Annotated in this window: 15 protein-coding genes and 1 riboswitch; of the genes, 4 read left to right on the forward strand and 11 right to left on the reverse strand. The window is 65.4% G+C overall.

The features are described from left to right. Positions 1 to 25: 25 nt before the first annotated feature. The 3 genes from tal to rpiA are packed head-to-tail and all read right to left on the reverse strand — an operon-like array spanning position 26 to position 3,959. On the reverse strand, positions 26 to 1,153 hold the full coding sequence (gene tal, locus P0Y59_16875; protein WEJ98606.1) for a transaldolase: 1,128 nt from the start codon (positions 1,151 to 1,153) through the stop codon (positions 26 to 28). Positions 1,154 to 1,155: 2 nt separating this feature from the next. Beyond that, a complete protein-coding gene (gene tkt / locus P0Y59_16880; protein WEJ98607.1) occupies positions 1,156 to 3,240 on the reverse strand; it encodes a transketolase in 2,085 nt (694 codons plus the stop codon). A 56-nt stretch (positions 3,241 to 3,296) separates the two neighbouring features. Next, entirely contained in the window at positions 3,297 to 3,959 is a 663-nt protein-coding gene (gene rpiA / locus P0Y59_16885) for a ribose-5-phosphate isomerase RpiA (GenBank protein ID WEJ98608.1), read from the reverse strand. 245 nt (positions 3,960 to 4,204) lie between these two features. Here rpiA and P0Y59_16890 point away from each other — a divergent pair, with 245 nt between their 5' ends. Both P0Y59_16890 and P0Y59_16895 read left to right on the forward strand, forming a co-directional pair. Next, on the forward strand, positions 4,205 to 4,843 hold the full coding sequence (locus P0Y59_16890; GenBank protein ID WEJ98609.1) for a DedA family protein: 639 nt from the start codon (positions 4,205 to 4,207) through the stop codon (positions 4,841 to 4,843). A 903-nt stretch (positions 4,844 to 5,746) separates the two neighbouring features. Continuing rightward, positions 5,747 to 6,733 (forward strand): amidohydrolase family protein, encoded by a 987-nt coding sequence (locus P0Y59_16895; GenBank protein ID WEJ98610.1) that lies wholly within the window; start codon positions 5,747 to 5,749, stop codon positions 6,731 to 6,733. A gap of 741 nt (positions 6,734 to 7,474) precedes the next feature. On the opposite strand, the gene P0Y59_16900 is transcribed toward P0Y59_16895, so the two are convergent. Then, entirely contained in the window at positions 7,475 to 8,062 is a 588-nt protein-coding gene (locus P0Y59_16900) for an Imm42 family immunity protein (GenBank protein WEJ98611.1), read from the reverse strand. A 268-nt stretch (positions 8,063 to 8,330) separates the two neighbouring features. Here P0Y59_16900 and bla point away from each other — a divergent pair, with 268 nt between their 5' ends. Both bla and P0Y59_16910 read left to right on the forward strand, forming a co-directional pair. Next, entirely contained in the window at positions 8,331 to 9,251 is a 921-nt protein-coding gene (bla, locus tag P0Y59_16905; GenBank protein ID WEJ98612.1) for a subclass B3 metallo-beta-lactamase, read from the forward strand. Positions 9,252 to 9,311: 60 nt separating this feature from the next. Next, positions 9,312 to 9,578, forward strand: a complete 267-nt coding sequence (locus P0Y59_16910; GenBank protein WEJ98613.1) for a hypothetical protein — start codon at positions 9,312 to 9,314, stop codon at positions 9,576 to 9,578. A gap of 143 nt (positions 9,579 to 9,721) precedes the next feature. Here P0Y59_16910 and P0Y59_16915 read toward each other — a convergent pair whose 3' ends face one another. The 7 genes from P0Y59_16915 to P0Y59_16945 form a co-directional block, all read right to left on the reverse strand. After that, entirely contained in the window at positions 9,722 to 10,450 is a 729-nt protein-coding gene (locus tag P0Y59_16915; protein WEJ98614.1) for a DJ-1/PfpI family protein, read from the reverse strand. Positions 10,451 to 10,470: 20 nt separating this feature from the next. Continuing rightward, positions 10,471 to 10,549: riboswitch (ZMP/ZTP riboswitch) on the reverse strand. Next, complete coding sequence (locus P0Y59_16920) at positions 10,536 to 12,014, reverse strand: hypothetical protein (GenBank protein WEJ98615.1); 1,479 nt, start codon at positions 12,012 to 12,014, stop codon at positions 10,536 to 10,538. (Overlaps the previous riboswitch by 14 nt.) A gap of 4 nt (positions 12,015 to 12,018) precedes the next feature. Then, positions 12,019 to 12,528, reverse strand: a complete 510-nt coding sequence (locus P0Y59_16925) for a hypothetical protein (GenBank protein WEJ98616.1) — start codon at positions 12,526 to 12,528, stop codon at positions 12,019 to 12,021. A gap of 62 nt (positions 12,529 to 12,590) precedes the next feature. After that, positions 12,591 to 13,061, reverse strand: coding sequence for a hypothetical protein (locus tag P0Y59_16930; GenBank protein ID WEJ98617.1), 471 nt, complete (start codon positions 13,059 to 13,061; stop codon positions 12,591 to 12,593). A 27-nt stretch (positions 13,062 to 13,088) separates the two neighbouring features. Further along, positions 13,089 to 13,625, reverse strand: a complete 537-nt coding sequence (locus P0Y59_16935) for a demethoxyubiquinone hydroxylase family protein (GenBank protein WEJ98618.1) — start codon at positions 13,623 to 13,625, stop codon at positions 13,089 to 13,091. Next, a complete protein-coding gene (locus tag P0Y59_16940) occupies positions 13,622 to 14,125 on the reverse strand; it encodes a disulfide bond formation protein B (GenBank protein ID WEJ98619.1) in 504 nt (167 codons plus the stop codon). The genes P0Y59_16935 and P0Y59_16940 overlap by 4 nt, the downstream gene beginning before the upstream one ends. Before the next feature lie 7 nt (positions 14,126 to 14,132). Continuing rightward, complete coding sequence (locus P0Y59_16945; GenBank protein WEJ98620.1) at positions 14,133 to 15,473, reverse strand: S41 family peptidase; 1,341 nt, start codon at positions 15,471 to 15,473, stop codon at positions 14,133 to 14,135. Between the last annotated feature and the right edge of the window lie 103 nt (positions 15,474 to 15,576).

Here is a 15,576-nt window from a genome sequence, read left to right on the forward strand (position 1 = left end):
GGATGGGGGTGAGAATCGTCGTCGTTCAGTTCGCCGTTTCGGGGTGCTTCGCGGCGATCGCGCCAAGCAGGGTGTCGAACGCCTGAGCGAAGCTATGGACCCCTTCCTCGACAAGAATATCCGTCACGCCGGCCAGGTCGAGGCCAAGCCGTTCCGCCTCGGCGAGCGTATGGCGCGCGCCGTCGACATCGCGGGTCAGCGTCTCAGCGGCGGTGCCATGGTCGCGGAACGCGTCGAGCGTCTTGGGCGGCACGGTGTTGACCGTGTCGGGCCCGATCAGCGTGTCGAGATAGAGCGTGTCGGGATAATCGGGGTTCTTGGTGCCGGTCGATGCCCAGAGCAGCCGCTGCGGCATCGCGCCCTTCGCGGCGAGCGCCTGCCAGCGGTCCGAGGCGATGAAGTCCTGATACCAGGCATAGGCCATTTTCGCATTGGCGATGGCCACCTTGCCGCGCACTGCCTTCAGCGCTTCTGCCTCGGCATCGCCGTCCTTGACCCGTGCATCGATCGCGTCGTCGATCTTCGTATCGATCCGGCTGACGAAGAAGCTGGCGACGCTGGCGATCTTGTCCACCGCCTCGCCCTTCGCCGCGCGCTGCTCGAGCCCCTCGACATAGGCCAGGGCGACTGCCTTATAGGCCTCGATCGAGAAGAGCAGCGTCACGTTGACGTTGATCCCGGCCGCGATGGTCGCCGCGATGGCGGGAACGCCGGCTGGCGTGCCGGGGATCTTGATCATCAGGTCGGGCCGGTCGACCGCCGCCCACAGCTTCTTCGCCTCGGCGATGGTGCCGTCGGTGTCGTTGGCGAGATAGGGCGAGACCTCAAGGCTGACATAGCCATCCTTGCCGCCGAGCCGGTCATAGACCGGGCGCAGCGTATCGGCCGCGGCCTGGATGTCCTGGATGGCGAGATGTTCGTAGCGCTCCATCGCCGGCGCGCCGGGATGGGTGCGGTCGAACTCGGCCAGCGCCGCGTCATAGGCGGTGCCGTGGCCCATCGCCTTTTCGAAGATCGACGGATTGGAGGTTACGCCGGTCAGGGCATCCCCGTCGACCAGCTTCTGAAGGCCCCCTTCGGCGAGGAACTTGCGGTCGACGAAATCGAGCCAGACAGCCTGGCCCAAAGCGGCGAGATCGTTGAGACGACCCATGATCAATCCTTTCCGAGCAGTTCGCGGGCGACCTTGACGACATTGTCGACGGTGAACCCGAATTTATCCTGCAGCTTCGCGATCGGGGCCGAGGCACCGAAGGTCGACATGGTCACCGTCCGGCCCTCAAGCCCGACATAGCGATCCCAGCCGATCTCGCCGCCCATCTCGATCGCGACGCGTGCCGTGACACCGCGCGGCAGCACGCTTTCCTTGTACGCGGCGTCCTGCAGCTCATAACGATACCAGCTCGGCATTGAGACGACGCGCGAGCGCACGCCCTGCGCCGTCAGCGCCTCATGCGCCGCGACCGCGAGCGAGACCTCGCTGCCGGTGGCGATCAGGATCAGTTCCGGATTCTCGTCGCCGGCGAGGACATAGGCGCCCTTCATCAGCCCTTCGGCCGATGCATATTTGCTGCGGTCCAGCGTCGGCAGCGCCTGGCGCGACAGGACCAGGCTCGTGGGACGATTCTTGTCCTCAAGCGCGGCGCGCCATGCCCAGGCGGTCTCGTTCGCATCGCCGGGACGGATCGTGTCGAGCCCGGGGATTGCGCGGAGCGTCGCGAGATGCTCGATCGGCTGGTGAGTCGGGCCGTCTTCGCCCACGCCGATCGAATCATGCGTGAAGACGAAGATCGCCGGCAGTTCCATGATCGCGGCGAGGCGGATCGGCGGGCGCATATAGTCGGCAAAGACCATGAACGTCGAGCCGTAGGACCGCAGGTGCGACAGCGCCATGCCGTTGACCACCGCGCCCATGCCGTGCTCGCGCACGCCGAAATGAAAGTTGGAGCCGGCATAATTGTCGGCCTCGAACGATGCCTTGCCCTTCACGTCGGTCTTGGTCGAGGGCGCGAGATCGGCCGAGCCGCCGATCAGGAACGGCACGCGGTTGGCGATGGCATTGAGTACCTTGCCGCCCGCATCGCGCGAGGCGATGCCCTTCTCGTCCGCCTCGAAGACGGGAACATCGGCGTCCCAGCCCTCGGGCAGGTCGCCCTTGAGCAGCAGGTCGAGTTCAGCCGCGAGGTCGCTATTGTCCTTGCGATACTCGGCGAACATTGCCTCCCATGCCTCGCGCAGCGGCCGGCCGCGATCGGCGATCGACTTTTCGAACGTTTCGGCCACGCCGTCCGGCACCAGGAACTGGGCGTCCTCGGGCCAGCCATAGGCAAGCTTGGTCGCCTTGATATTTTCGGCGCCGAGCGGTTCGCCATGCGCCTTCTCGCTGCCGGCGCGGGGGCTGCCCCAGCCGATGATCGAATGGACGACGATGAAGGTCGGCCGGTCGCTGGTCGCCTTGAACGTGGCGAAGGCATCGGCCAGCGCGCCGCAATCATTGGCATCGTCGACATGGATGACGTTCCAGCCATAGGCTTGGAAGCGCATGCCGACATCCTCGTCGAACGCGAGATTCGTGTCGCCCTCGATGCTGATATGGTTGCTGTCGTAGATCCAGCACAGGTTGGAGAGCTTGAGGTGCCCGGCAAGCGACGCCGCCTCGGCCGAGACGCCCTCCATCATGTCGCCGTCGCCGCACAGCGTATAGACATCATGGTCGAACAGGTCGAAGCCGGGCTTGTTGTAGCGCGCGGCGAGCCAGCGCTCGGCGATCGCCATGCCGACCGAATTGCCGCAACCGGCACCGAGCGGGCCGGTCGTCGTCTCGACGCCGGTGGTGTGGCGATATTCGGGATGGCCGGGCGTCTTGGAGCCGAGCTGGCGGAAATTCTCGATGTCGTTCAGGCTGACCGCGAGATTGCCGGTCGGCTTTCCGTCGCGGTCGATTTCCTTCACGCCCGCCAGGTGAAGCAGCGAATAGAGCAGCATCGAGGCATGGCCGACCGACAGCACGAAACGGTCGCGATTGGGCCAGTCGGGCTTGTCCGGATCGGTGCGCAGGAATTGCGACCAGAGCGTGTGGCCGACCGGCGCGAGCGCCATCGGCGTGCCGGGATGGCCCGAATTCGCCTTCTGCACTGCATCCATGGAGAGCGTGCGGATCGTGTCGATCGCCAGGCGCTCGGGCGAGCCGTCCTCGTGAAGGCCCTTGACGGGTACGCTGGCCGTGGCGGCATCGGACATGGGAAAAACTCGCTTTCTATCGGACAGTCGAACGCTGGCCGTCGCTGGTGGTTGCCTTATTTTTCGAGCCGGATCACGCGGCCGCCCCCGCCGATATAGGCGCAATCCACCTCGTCAAGGAAAAGGCCGTGTCCAAGCACGCCGGGAAGCCCCGAAAGTGCGGCGGCCAGCGCGGAAGGATCGGGTATTTCAGGGAAAAGACAGTCGATGATGATATTGCCCTGATCGGACCGCTCGACCCGCACCGCCGTCTTCGCGCCGAGTCCCGCCAGCCGAGTCGCGACGAACGCACGCGCGAAGGGCAGCACCTCGACCGGCAGCTTCGCGCGACCGATCCGCTCGACCCGCTTCGACGCGTCGGCGATCACGATCATCCGGCGCGACGCGGCGGCGACGATCTTCTCGCGGAGCATCGCGCCGCCCGCGCCCTTGATCGCGAACAGCCGGCCGTCGATCTCGTCAGCGCCGTCGATGGTGAGATCGACCGACTCGACACCGGCGAAATCAAGCAGGGTGATGCCCGCCATCCGCGCCATCGATTCGGTGCGCAGCGACGTGGCGACCGCACGGATATCGAGCCCGCCGCGTACCAGCTCCCCCAGCCGCCCGATCGCGAATGCCGCGGTCGACCCGGTGCCGAGCCCGACCAGCATGCCCGGCCGCACTTCCTCCACCGCGGCGAGGGCGGCGGCGCGCTTGTCGTCATCGGTCGTCGTCATGGATACCGCCCTTCATCACCACCGTTCGTGCCGAGCAGCGATCGACCAGGCGAAGCCATATCGAGGGCGCGTATCGAGGCACCTTGTACGCGAAACGCCTGTCCCTCGATATGCCCTCTCGACAAGCTCGATGGCCACTCGGGACGAAGGCAGGGTGGATCGTCACCCCGACTTGCACGCCGTCGACACACCCCCACGGATTTTCCACTGGCGACGCGCGCCCTCTTCGCAGAAAGGGGGAACCCATGATCGAGAAAATCATCGCGATACTCGCGACCTTCACCATCGCCGTCATCTCCAAGGGGGGATATCTCGGCATCGTCCTGCTGATGGCGATCGAATCGGCCTGCATTCCGTTGCCGTCGGAGATCATCATGCCGTTCGCCGGCTATCTCGTTTCGGTCGGGCGGTTCGACCTGTACCTGGCGGCGACCGCCGGGGCGATCGGGTGCAATATCGGATCGATCTTCGCCTATGAGGTCGGCAAGCGCGGCGGGCGCCCGCTGGCCGAGCGCTGGGGCAAATATGTGCTGATCGGCCCGGGCGAGCTCGACATGGCCGACCGCTTCTTCGATCGCTGGGGCAATCAGGCGGTGCTGATCGGCCGCCTGCTGCCCGTCATCCGCTCCTTCATCGCCTTTCCCGCCGGCGTCGCGCGGATGAAGCTGGTGCCGTTCCACATCTATACCTTCATCGGCTCCTGGCCCTGGTGCTTCGGCCTTGCCTGGGTCGGCATGGTGCTGGGCGACAAATGGAACAGCGACCCGCGCATGAAGGCCGCCTTCCACAGCGCCGACGCGCTGATCGGCGTGGTGCTGGTCGCGCTGGCCAGCTTTTATATCTGGCACCGGGTACGCGGGCTGAAGGCGAAGCCGAAGGAATAGAGCCCGGGTTGAGCGGAAAAGTATTGGAGAAGGGTTTTCCAGTACCGAAGGCTCCGATGGTCCGCCACCCGGCAAGTCTCCGCAGATTTTTGCCACCCAACGCCTACCCCGATTTTTCGAATCCGCTTGCATTTGGGTTGCCAGTTTTTCGGCGTGTGCGGCGCTTGGTACTTGAGTCGAAGGATGTGTCGCTGCGATGACGAGGACACGCTTCTTCGGCGCTACACACATATTATTCGCCGAATTATGAGAATCGTAGCGCGAGATCATTTCGATATCTTGCCTTGAGCTGCCAGGGCACGCGGCGCGGCTGCCGCCAATAGCCCTTCCCCGCGATGATGCGGCCACCCGTCGGCAAAATGAATCGACATTGGCCATCAAAACTGGGGTGGTGACGTCTAACGCGTGCGTGGTTGACTGGCGACGACCGTTTTCGCCGCAAGACTGGTCGCTCCCGATATGGTTGCCAGTTCCCGATTGCGCACCTTTCCGATGGCACAATGTTGAGGAACAAGTAGGTAGGAGCAAACGGGGCGATCCTATGTTCACGCAGATTGGAGCCATGGTTGGGCTGCTTTACAGCCTGGGTTCGCTCGTGTTCCGGTGGAAGGCCGTCGTTGCAAAGTATGGCAGCCTAAGTCTCTATTGGTGGGTTCTCGCCGTAACGACCGGATGGTCGTTTCTCGGCTACGCAGCGGACATCGTCATCTGGGAGGTCTCGCCTTAGCCAGCATCCCACCCGCCTCGAGCCGTTCGGCGGGATTCAACCGGCTACCAGCACCGGACTAGCCATTGTCGCCCAGTTGCCGACCCAACATCGTGTTACGTGATGCCCCTGAAAGCGGACCTTTTTGGCCGACGGCTGGTTGGCCCTACCGGTTACCGCCCCATGTGAGATAGCAGATGCGCCTGATCGCGATCGAAGAGCATATCCTCCCTCATGTCGTACGCGACGCGTGGAGCGCAGCGCCGCCCCCGCATGATCCGGTATCTGCCATTGCGGATGGCGGAGAGAACGGGACCCGTCTTGCCGATCTGGGCGAAGGCCGCCTGGCGCTGATGGATGAGCAGGGCGTGGACGTGCAGGTGCTTTCGCTCACCACGCCCGGTCTCCACAATCTCGCAGCCGGACCTGCCGTGGAGATGGCGCACCGCGTGAACGACCTGATCGCGGAGACGTGCGCACGCCATCCCGACCGCTTCCAGGGTTTCGCCGCCCTGCCTACCCCCGATGCCGACGCAGCCCCGCGTGAGCTGGAACGCGCCGTTCGAGAGCTGGGCCTGAAGGGCGCACTGCTTTGCGGCCGGACGCGCGAGCGCCATCTCGATCACCCTGACATGCGCCCCATGCTGGCGAAGGCGGCAGAATTGGGCGTGCCGCTCTTCATCCATCCGCAGATCCCGTTAGCCGCGGTGCGCGAGGCCAATTACTCCGGGGTGAGCGAGAAGGCCGATCTCGCGCTCGCGGCCTTTGGCCTTGGCTGGCATTACGAGGCGGGGTTGCAATGGATCCGTTTGGCCGCGGCGGGTGTGTTCGACGAACTGCCCGACCTGCAAATCATCCTCGGCCATTGGGGCGAGGTGGTGCTGTTCTACCTGGAGCGCATATCGGCCGCCTTCGAACGTGCGCTCGAGCTTCGACGCCCTCTGGCGGATTACGCTCGCGACAATCTATATGTGACCGGCAGCGGCATGTGGAGCGAAGCATATCTCCGTCGCTGCCTCGATATCGTCGGGCCCGAGCGCCTGCTGTTCTCAACCGACTTTCCCTACCAATACCGGGAAGGCGGCGCGCCGCGACGCTTTCTTGAGGAGGTTCAGCTCGACGATGCCGCACGAACAGGCCTCGCACATGGCAATTGGGATCGCTTGACCGGTACGGGCAGCTAGTCGCTGCGGCGACGTCGACCGGCAGCCGGCGCCCGACTATGCCGCGCACTGGCTGGCGCCGCAGGCACCGGTGCAGGCGTACGGCAACGTCCATCTGGCGCGCTGGCTCGTTTTCTATATCTCGCACCGGGTGGGCTGGCTGAAGGCGCAGCCGAAGGACCAGGCTGCCCTTGCCTCAGCACCTGTCATTGCCAAGCCCGGACTATCCGCGTCCGGATCCAGTGGCGGACATAGGGCGAGAACTGTAGATCAGTGCCATGCCGGACTTGCTGCACGAGTATTGGGAAAACGAAAACGGAGGGGAGTTCGGCCCTGTCAAAGAGCGGAACGATAGGCTCCGTCCGACCCTGATGCCCAACGCAAGGCTCGTTTTTAGCCTTCGTGCGTCCACCTGGCACCAAGCCATGCAGCTTCACAACAAGCGACTCGATTATGGAGACTATGTACCGGTAGAGGGCCTGTCAGACCATATCTACACCGACGCGGAAGTCGTCGAGCAAGACACTTATCTGCGAATACGGAATAGGCGCTGACCGGATTTTCTCAGTGCCCTCAGCGCCTCTGCACGAATCATATTGCGCCGCCGACGGACCGGCCTGAATGTCGATCCACCCTAATACCCCTCCCGCGATGACGCGGTCATCAGTCGGCAAATGAATCGATGTTAGCCATCAAATGCTCAACATCCGCATCGGTTGACCGGCGACGACCATTTTGGACGCGATAACGAATGTGGCAGAGTCAGATAATTCCAGCTTCGGGATTCGCATCGCATACTTGGCCCGACCAATCTGCGAGAAATAGCGCGCTCCATTGGGCAAGAACGCCGTAGAATATGTCGCCATCAATCCACTCTTCCTCAATGGATTTAGCAGTGTCGACGGAACAATCCATATTCTGGAATGCAATCAGACGAACCTTTTCTCCGACATCAAACTGCAGAATGTGACTGCCATCATCGAATGCCTCGTCCCCATCGGGGGCCCATGGTATCTTGGAGCCATAAAGCTCACTGGAAAATTCTGATTTTGGATAGGAAAAATAGTCACTTCGGGCAACATCCCGGTAGATAGCATCGAGAAAAGCCTCGACAATCACGGGAGCGCTAACGTCAGACAGGTACGAAATTCCGTGTGTTCCGCGCCTTCCAAGCCGGTCTTTTACTTCACTAAACGAGCAACCCAGCATGGACGCATCCGGTTCTCTCACACCAAATATTTTCCCTCGGACGTGGACCACGAAATAGCCAAGCGCTCGCTGACTGAGACTGGGAAAGGCTTCCGTGATGGAGCTTTCGATCGCGAAAGAACTCTGATCACCCACAATCACGTTGCAACTCCTGAAGAACGGCCAACCACCGATCACAAACGTTAGGCGCCACATGCGCCTTACGTAAGATTGCCGCTTTCGGCCCGCTCAGCCTCAAGGCACGGCGAGCCGCCAACCAGTTTACTCGTCACTTTCAGTCGCCGGCAATCGCCCATGGCCCGCAAACAGGCATGAGCCCCAAATCCAATTGGGGTCTCCGTCGAGATAAGATGTTTTGTCGTGCGGGCGCCGCCGCGACATCGTCGCGCGAGCAATCGGGAGAGCGGCGATGAAGTGGATGATGTTCGGCAGCGTGATCGGCGCGGCGATGGCCTCGGTGGCAGCGATGGCGGCGGCACCGGTGGACGATCCGCTGACCCGGCCGATCGCACCCGATTATGCCGCGCGCTGGCTGGCGCCGCAGGCACCGGTGCAGGTGCACGGCAATTTCTATCTGGTCGGGTTCGGCGGGCTGAATGTCGGGCTGATCCGCACCAGCGCCGGGCTGATCCTGATCGACGGCGCGGTGCCGCAGGCGGTCGAGGATATCGAGGCGCATATCCGCCAGCTCGGCTTCAGCGTGAAGGACGTGAAGTTCATCCTCAGCACCGAGCCGCATTACGACCATGCCGGCGGCATCGCCGCGCTCGCGCGCGATAGCGGCGCGCGCGTCATCGCCAGCCGGGCCGGCGCGCAGATGCTCGGTCTCGGCCACAGCCTGGCGGACGACCCGCAATTCGGCCTGCTCGAAGGCTTTCCGCCGGTCGCCGGGGTGCGCACGCTCGATGACGGCGAGAAACTTCGGCTCGGCGACACGGTCATCACCGCGCGGGCCACGCCGGGCCATACGGCGGGGAGCATGAGCTGGACCTGGCGCTCCTGCGCCGGCCGCGTCTGCCGGAACATCGTGTTCGGCGCGAGCCTCAACCCCGTGTCGACGAAAGAGTGGCGCTTTTCGGACCCGGAACACGCGGCGGGTGTCGCCGCGTTCCGCAAGACCTTCGGGGTGGTTGCCGCGCTCCCCTGCGATATCCTCGTCACGTCCCATCCGGATGCATCCGGCGGCGACGTCAAACTGGCGAAATTCCGCGAGCACGAGACGCCCAACCCGTTCGTCGATCCCGGCGCCTGCCGCGCCTATGCGGCCAAATATGAGACCGCGCTGAATACACGCCTCGCCAGCGAACGGGCGAACATGGCGGCGCCCTGAACGCTCTCCCGTCGCATCCCTCTCGACCGGCGCGGCGATCCCACCGCTGGCCGGGTCGAGGTGAACCGGGCACAGATCAACGCGTTCGGCGAATACGGCTGCCCCAAGCCCGCCGCTCAGGCCGAGCGCCGGGCCGAAGCGGTGCTGCAGATCTATCAGGGCCGACGCGTCACCCCGGGCTATGCCGGCTATCTCGCCCGGCTCGACCGGATGAAGATTCCGTTCCGAATCGGGCTGCTTCAGGGCGGGGAATGGCGGGCGCCCGCCGGCCTTGAGGCAAACCCGCATTTCCGGGGTTATGTGGTGTTCCTGCTGAATCCGCGGTGAGGCGGCGGCTGCGTCTTATAGACTTGATTCTTCCCCGGCGAAGGCCGGGGTCCAGTTGGAATGTCCCTGGTAATGAAGCACAGCGCTCTCTCACCAATCTTCCCTAACTGGACCCCGGCCTCCGCCGGGGAAGAACAAGGGCGCTATCCTCGCGGCGGCGGTGCCACGCCGTCGCCCCCGGACATCATCCGCTCAGCCGCCGCCCGAGTCCGCGCATCCCGGCCCGGTGCCGATTTTGCGGCGAGTGCCTGGTATCGCGCGATCGTCGCGTCGTCGGCATGTTCGGGCGATCCCGAATCGAACGGCGGGTGGGGATCATATTCGAGACCGAGCTGGACCAGCCGGGCATGCGCCTCGCCGCGGATGACGGCCGTGAGCGCGAGGCCGAAATCGATCCCCGCCGTCACGCCGCCGCCAGTGACCCGGTTGCGGTCGAACACCACGCGCTCCCTGACCGGAATCGCGCCGAACGCGGCGAGATGATGGTGCGACGCCCAGTGAGTCGTCGCGCGATACCCCCTGAGCAGCCCGGCCGCGCCGAGCAGCAGCGCCCCGGTGCAGACGCTCGTCACCCAGGTCGCGCCCGCCGCCGCCTGCCCGACCCAGGCAAGCGTCGCCGCATCCTCCATCGCGTCGTTCACGCCGAAGCCGCCGGGGATGCAGAGGATATCGGGCGGCGGCGCATCGGCGAAGCTCGCGGTGGGCAGCAGCGCGAAGCCGGCGTCGGTCGGCACCGGCGCGAGATTCCGCGCGACGAGATCGATGGTGGCGTTCCCCAGCCGCGACAGGACCTGCGCGGGTCCGGTCAGGTCGAGCTGGGTGACGTCGGGAAAGAGCAGGAAGGCAATGCGGATCGGCGACAGCTCGGGCATAAGGACGCTCCTTCAGGTCGAGGATATGCCCAGGCGAGCGGCGCCGATGTCCCGCGCTTCCCCGTGGTGCTCCACGCTTCGCCAGTCACGCGAGAACGGTCTTGATATCCCTGTGCTCGGCGCCCGACAAGGCCACCTCGCGGACCAGCCACCACAGCAGCGGCCCGGCGACCGCGAGCCACGGGACCAGGCCGAGCCCCTGCGACCAGCCCCAATAGTCGCCGGCGATCGTGTGGATATCGCCGCGCAGGAATTTCCGCATGACCGGATCGACCAGCGGAAAGCGGTAGCCGTGCGGCGCCGCGATCTCGGCCGAGGCGATGGCGAGGTTGATGACCATGCCCGACCCGATCAGCCCGGCGATCCAGCCCCGCCCGGTCGCGCGCCAGCCCTGCCACAGCGGCGCCAGCCCCAGGCAGAGGAAGCCGATCATCGGCACCGAATGGCGCGGGCCGGTCGCGTGCCCGCCATCCCAATAGACATAGGCGGCATTGTAGAGGAGCACGGCGATGGCGATCGCGGTGCAGAGCCAGCCCAGGTCGCGCGTCTGCGGCGACCGGATCAGTCGCGCCAGGCCGAACGGTGCCAGCACCAGCACCGGCGCGACCCAGATCAACCCGCGTTCAGTGCCGAAGATGATCTGTGCCAGCACCTCGATCTTGGGATAGGTAAGCCCGAAGAACCCCTGCTGCATGCCGTTGAAGCCGACCACGCCCTGATAGCCGACCCTGAATGGGGTGCCGAAGGCGATGCTGTTGTAGATCAGCAGCGGCACCAGCATCACCAGCCCGGCCGCCGCGGCGAGCCCGAACAGCCGCGCGCGGACCGGCCAGGCCAGGTCGCGTGTCCGCCAGACCACCCAGACGACGATCGGCAAGGCGGGGATGACCACGGGAAATTCGACGACCAGCGCCCAGCCGAGCGCTGCCCCGGCCAGCAGCGGGTAGCGCCATCGCCCGACCTCGCGCTCGCCCGATGTGCCGCGCCAGATCGCCCAGGTCGCGATCAGCAGCAGCGCGCCGACGGGCGCATGGCCGAACAGCGTGGTCGACCAGCCCCATACCGGCGTTGCCATCGCATAGGCGAGCGCGGTGACGAAACCCGCGCGCGGGCTGCCGGTGATGCCGGTCGCGAGATCGAACAGCAGCACCGCGGCGAAGGCGGTGAGGACAGCGACCGTCATCGCCACCGCGATCCGCTGCCGCAGCCGCATATAGCTCCACAGCCCGTCGCTCTCGATCGTCTTGGCATAGGGGGCGACGCTGGTGCCGGTCAGCGTGTCGGCGATCCACACCGCCGGCATGGCCATGATCGTCATGCCCGGCGCCTTGTCGAGATAGGTGTGCTTGCCGAATTCGGCCTTGTCGATCGTCAGCGTGCGGAACTCGTCGATCGTCGCGTCGCCCTGCTCAACAAGGGAAACCGCGGTGAACAGGCGCGTCGAGTTGTTGGGATTATATTCCGACGAGCCGAACCAGCTGATCGAGAACCAGATCAGCACGAACAGGCCGAGCGCGAGCTTATGCGGCGCGCGGGCCGGGGCGGTCTGAGGCGTCAGGGTCATGATATCAGCCGAACAGCCAGGCGCCGAGCATGCGTCCGAAGGGGAAGGTGAAGAACCCGGCGATGAGCAGGGCGCCCGTCACCATGCCGCGCACCAGCCTGCGGTGCCGGCCGACCTGATGACGGCGCGCCGTCCACCAGATCAGCGGCGCGACGATGACCACATAGGCCGAAATGACGTGCACGGGGCCGAGCGAACCGTGGCGGCTTTCGCGCACGCCGAAGGACAGGATCGCGCTCAGCAGCATCGCCGCCACCCAGATCCTGCCGAGCAGGCGGTGCGGCTGGTCGCCACGCGGTCGCAGCAGCATCACCGGCGTCAGGGCGAGCGCCGGCAGGATCGTGGCGAGATGCGCCCAGACCAGGACGGGCACCCCGCCCCAGTGCGGATAGCCCCGCACCAGCGCCACCAGCACCGTCGCCAGCAGCACGATCGCGGCGATCGCCAGGAATTTCTCGTATCCGTCGACCGTGAGCGGCCTAACCCTCGCCGTCCCGCCCGTCACCGTCGCCATTGCCTGCCCTGCCCACTGAGAGGAGCAAGCCCTAACCGAAGCTGGCCCGGCAGGTCAAAGCATCAGGGCAGCGAATCTTCGAGCTGCTTCTGGGCTGCCTTCTTCGCCTGATTCTCGCGCTTGGCCTGCTGCGCCCGCTGGAGGAAGCAGCCGCTCTGCCCGCCCGCGCCGACGGTCGAGCAGCTGCCGACACCGCCGCCAACGGTCGGATCATCGACCAGCCCCTGCGCCCTCACCGCCCAGCTCTGGTTTTCCGGCGTGATCTGAAGCTCCCGCACGTCCTTGGGGATGCGGAACTGCTCGCTCGGCTTGCCGCGCACGCACACCACCACTTCGCTGCCTTCGGCATTGGTCGGGCAGCGTTCGTTGCCGAACAGGGTGATGACGCCGTTGACCGGCGCGCTGCGCGACACCTCGGACGGGCCCTTCGGCACCACCACGCGCGCGCCGGGCAGGACCGGCCCGACGACCTGGGCGAACGCCGGGCCGGCCACAGCCAGCGCCAGGGCGGACACCAGGATCCTGACAATCATCACACTCTCCCGTTCAATCCGATTCGTTCAAATGCGTTTGGCGGTGGCGATCGCCGCCTTGCAGCCGAGGCGGATCAGGCCGCTCAGCAGCGGATACCCCAAAGCACGCTCAGCCCCGGAGGCGAGCGCGGTCTCGCGATGCTCGACCTCTTCAGCCTGAAAATCCGCGATCGCCTCGGATAGTTCCGGGTCGCTCTCGCCGAGCAGGGCAAGCTGTTCCGAATAATGCTTGTCGATCTCGGTCTCGACCGCGGCGGTGCAGGCCATCGCCGCCTCCGGCCCGATCGCCGCCGTCACCGCGCCGAGCGCGAAGCCGGCAACGTCCCAGAAGGGCTGGAGCAAGGTCGGCCGCACGCCGCGCCGTGCCATCATCGCGTCGAAGAAGGCGCGATGGCGCTCCTCCTGCCCGGCCATGCCGGCGATCTTCCGCGCGGCGGGCGTACGATCCCCCATCACCGCGAGCTGGCCAGCATAGATGCGCGTCGCGCCATATTCGCCCGCTTGATCCACCCGGATCATCGAGCGGGTCGCGCGTTTGGCGTCACCGGGCCGCCAGCCGCTCATCTGGCGAAGGCCGAGACGGTGCGGCGGCGAAGCAGCCAGAGGACGGCAAACCCGCCGGTCAGCGACAGGATCGCGTTGAAGCCGGCGAGCGAGATGCCGAACAGCGACCATTGCGCCACGTCGCACCGCACGACCGGCGCATCCATGATCCGCTTCAGCATGTCGGCGACCGAGCCGCCGCTGCCCTGCATCGTCGTGCTGCAGGCGGTGATGCCCTGCCACCAGTGATATTCGACCCCGGCATGGAACACGCCGATCCCGCCGCTGACGAGGATCGCGATCGCCGCCGCCGCGACCAGCGCGCGCTTGGCCAGGGCACCGGGCACGACGAACGCCGCGGCGGCCAGCACGATCGCGGTATAGTGCGGCCAGCGCTGCCAATGGCACATCTCGCACGGGAACAGCCCGCCGATAAATTGCGATCCAAGCGCACCCGCCATCAGGGCGGCGGGCAGGAGCAGCGCGATCCAGCGTGCGGCGACGAAGCGGTCCCTGGTCATCGCGCGATCAGTGCTTCGTAACCGGCGTCACGCTCGCCACCTGGGGCTGCGGCGTGGAGGCGAGCCGACCGAGCGTCTTCAGCGCATAGTCGAGCTGGAAATCCTCGATCCCCTTCGCCTTGAGCTGCTCGGGCGTCGCGGCGAAGCGCGGATCAGTCTTGGTATCTTCCTCAAGCACTGAATTGTCGGCCTTCACCTCGTTGATCAGGTGGCGGCGCAGGTCAGCCTCGCGAAACACCGGTCGCGCCTTGTAGTCGGGGTCGGTGATCTGCGGCACCTTGATGTCGGGCTCGATCCCGCCCTCCTGCACCGACCGGCCCGAGGGCGTATAGTAGCGCGATGTGGTCAGGCGCAGCGCGGTATTGTTGCCGAGATCGAGCACGGTCTGCACCGATCCCTTGCCGAACGAGCGCTCGCCCATGACCAGCGCGCGATGATGGTCCTGCAGCGCGCCGGCGACGATCTCCGATGCCGAGGCAGTGCCGGCATTGGTCAGCACGATCACCGGCAGGCCGCGCGCGAGATCGCCGTTATGCGCGTAGAAACGCTGGATATCGCTCTTCTCGCGGCCGCGTTCCGAGACGATCTCGCCATAGTTCAGGAAATTGTCGGCGACCTTCACCGCCTCGTCGCGCAAGCCGCCGCCATTGTTGCGAAGGTCGACGATATAGCCGAGCGGCGCATGGCCGAGCGACTTCTCGACGCCGAGGATGGCTGCCCTGGTCGCCTCGCCGGTATTCTCCGAAAAGGCGTTGATGTTGATGATGCCGATGCCGTTCTTCACTTCCCACTTCACCGGCTTCTGCACGATCTTCTCGCGAACCATCGACACCTCGATCGGCTTGTCGCGGCCGGGGCGGATCAGGGTCAGCGCGATCTTGCTGCCGGGGGGACCGCGCATCTCGGTGATCGCCTCGTCGAGCGTCTCGCCATAGATCAGCTTGCCGTTGATATGCGTGATGTAGTCGCCCGGCTTGACCCCGGCGCGCCAGCCCGGCGTGTCCTCCTGCGGCGAGATCACCTTGACCGCGCCGTCCTCCATGGTGACCGTCAGGCCGAGGCCGCCATAGCTGCCCAGCGTCTGGATACGCAGATTGTCGTAGTCGAGCCCGGTCTCATACGCGCTGTGCGGATCCAGCGCCGCCAGCATGCCGGTGATGGCGCCCTTGATCAGCGTCTTGTCGTCGACCTTGTCGACATAGTCGACCTTCACCCGGTTGAAGACGTCCATGAACTGGTCGATCTCGCGATAGGTGCTGCTGTCGACCGCCGCCATCGCGCTGGTGCCGACGGGAATGATCGCGAGGACCGCGGCGATCGCGGTCGCCTGAAGAAGTGCACGTGACATAAGCTTTTACCCAGGAAACCGGTTTGCGGGCATCGTAGCGATCAAATGCCGCGGATGAAAGCGCAGCGCGGCTGAACAGGGGGTGACTCCTTCCGCCCTCCAC

This window comes from Candidatus Sphingomonas phytovorans, from assembly GCA_029202385.1.
Taxonomy (GTDB): Bacteria; Pseudomonadota; Alphaproteobacteria; order Sphingomonadales; family Sphingomonadaceae; genus Sphingomonas; species Sphingomonas phytovorans.

Bases quoted from the DNA above. Each gene is read 5' to 3' on its own strand.
- tal (WEJ98606.1), bottom strand. From the start codon at position 1,153: ATGGGTCGTCTCAACGATCTCGCCGCTTTGGGCCAGGCTGTCTGGCTC.
- tkt (WEJ98607.1), bottom strand. From the start codon at position 3,240: ATGTCCGATGCCGCCACGGCCAGCGTACCCGTCAAGGGCCTTCACGAG.
- rpiA (WEJ98608.1), bottom strand. From the start codon at position 3,959: ATGACGACGACCGATGACGACAAGCGCGCCGCCGCCCTCGCCGCGGTG.
- P0Y59_16890 (WEJ98609.1), top strand. From the start codon at position 4,205: ATGATCGAGAAAATCATCGCGATACTCGCGACCTTCACCATCGCCGTC.
- P0Y59_16895 (WEJ98610.1), top strand. From the start codon at position 5,747: ATGCGCCTGATCGCGATCGAAGAGCATATCCTCCCTCATGTCGTACGC.
- bla (WEJ98612.1), top strand. From the start codon at position 8,331: ATGAAGTGGATGATGTTCGGCAGCGTGATCGGCGCGGCGATGGCCTCG.
- P0Y59_16915 (WEJ98614.1), bottom strand. From the start codon at position 10,450: ATGCCCGAGCTGTCGCCGATCCGCATTGCCTTCCTGCTCTTTCCCGAC.
- P0Y59_16920 (WEJ98615.1), bottom strand. From the start codon at position 12,014: ATGACCCTGACGCCTCAGACCGCCCCGGCCCGCGCGCCGCATAAGCTC.
- P0Y59_16925 (WEJ98616.1), bottom strand. From the start codon at position 12,528: ATGGCGACGGTGACGGGCGGGACGGCGAGGGTTAGGCCGCTCACGGTC.
- P0Y59_16930 (WEJ98617.1), bottom strand. From the start codon at position 13,061: ATGATTGTCAGGATCCTGGTGTCCGCCCTGGCGCTGGCTGTGGCCGGC.
- P0Y59_16935 (WEJ98618.1), bottom strand. From the start codon at position 13,625: ATGAGCGGCTGGCGGCCCGGTGACGCCAAACGCGCGACCCGCTCGATG.
- P0Y59_16940 (WEJ98619.1), bottom strand. From the start codon at position 14,125: ATGACCAGGGACCGCTTCGTCGCCGCACGCTGGATCGCGCTGCTCCTG.
- P0Y59_16945 (WEJ98620.1), bottom strand. From the start codon at position 15,473: ATGTCACGTGCACTTCTTCAGGCGACCGCGATCGCCGCGGTCCTCGCG.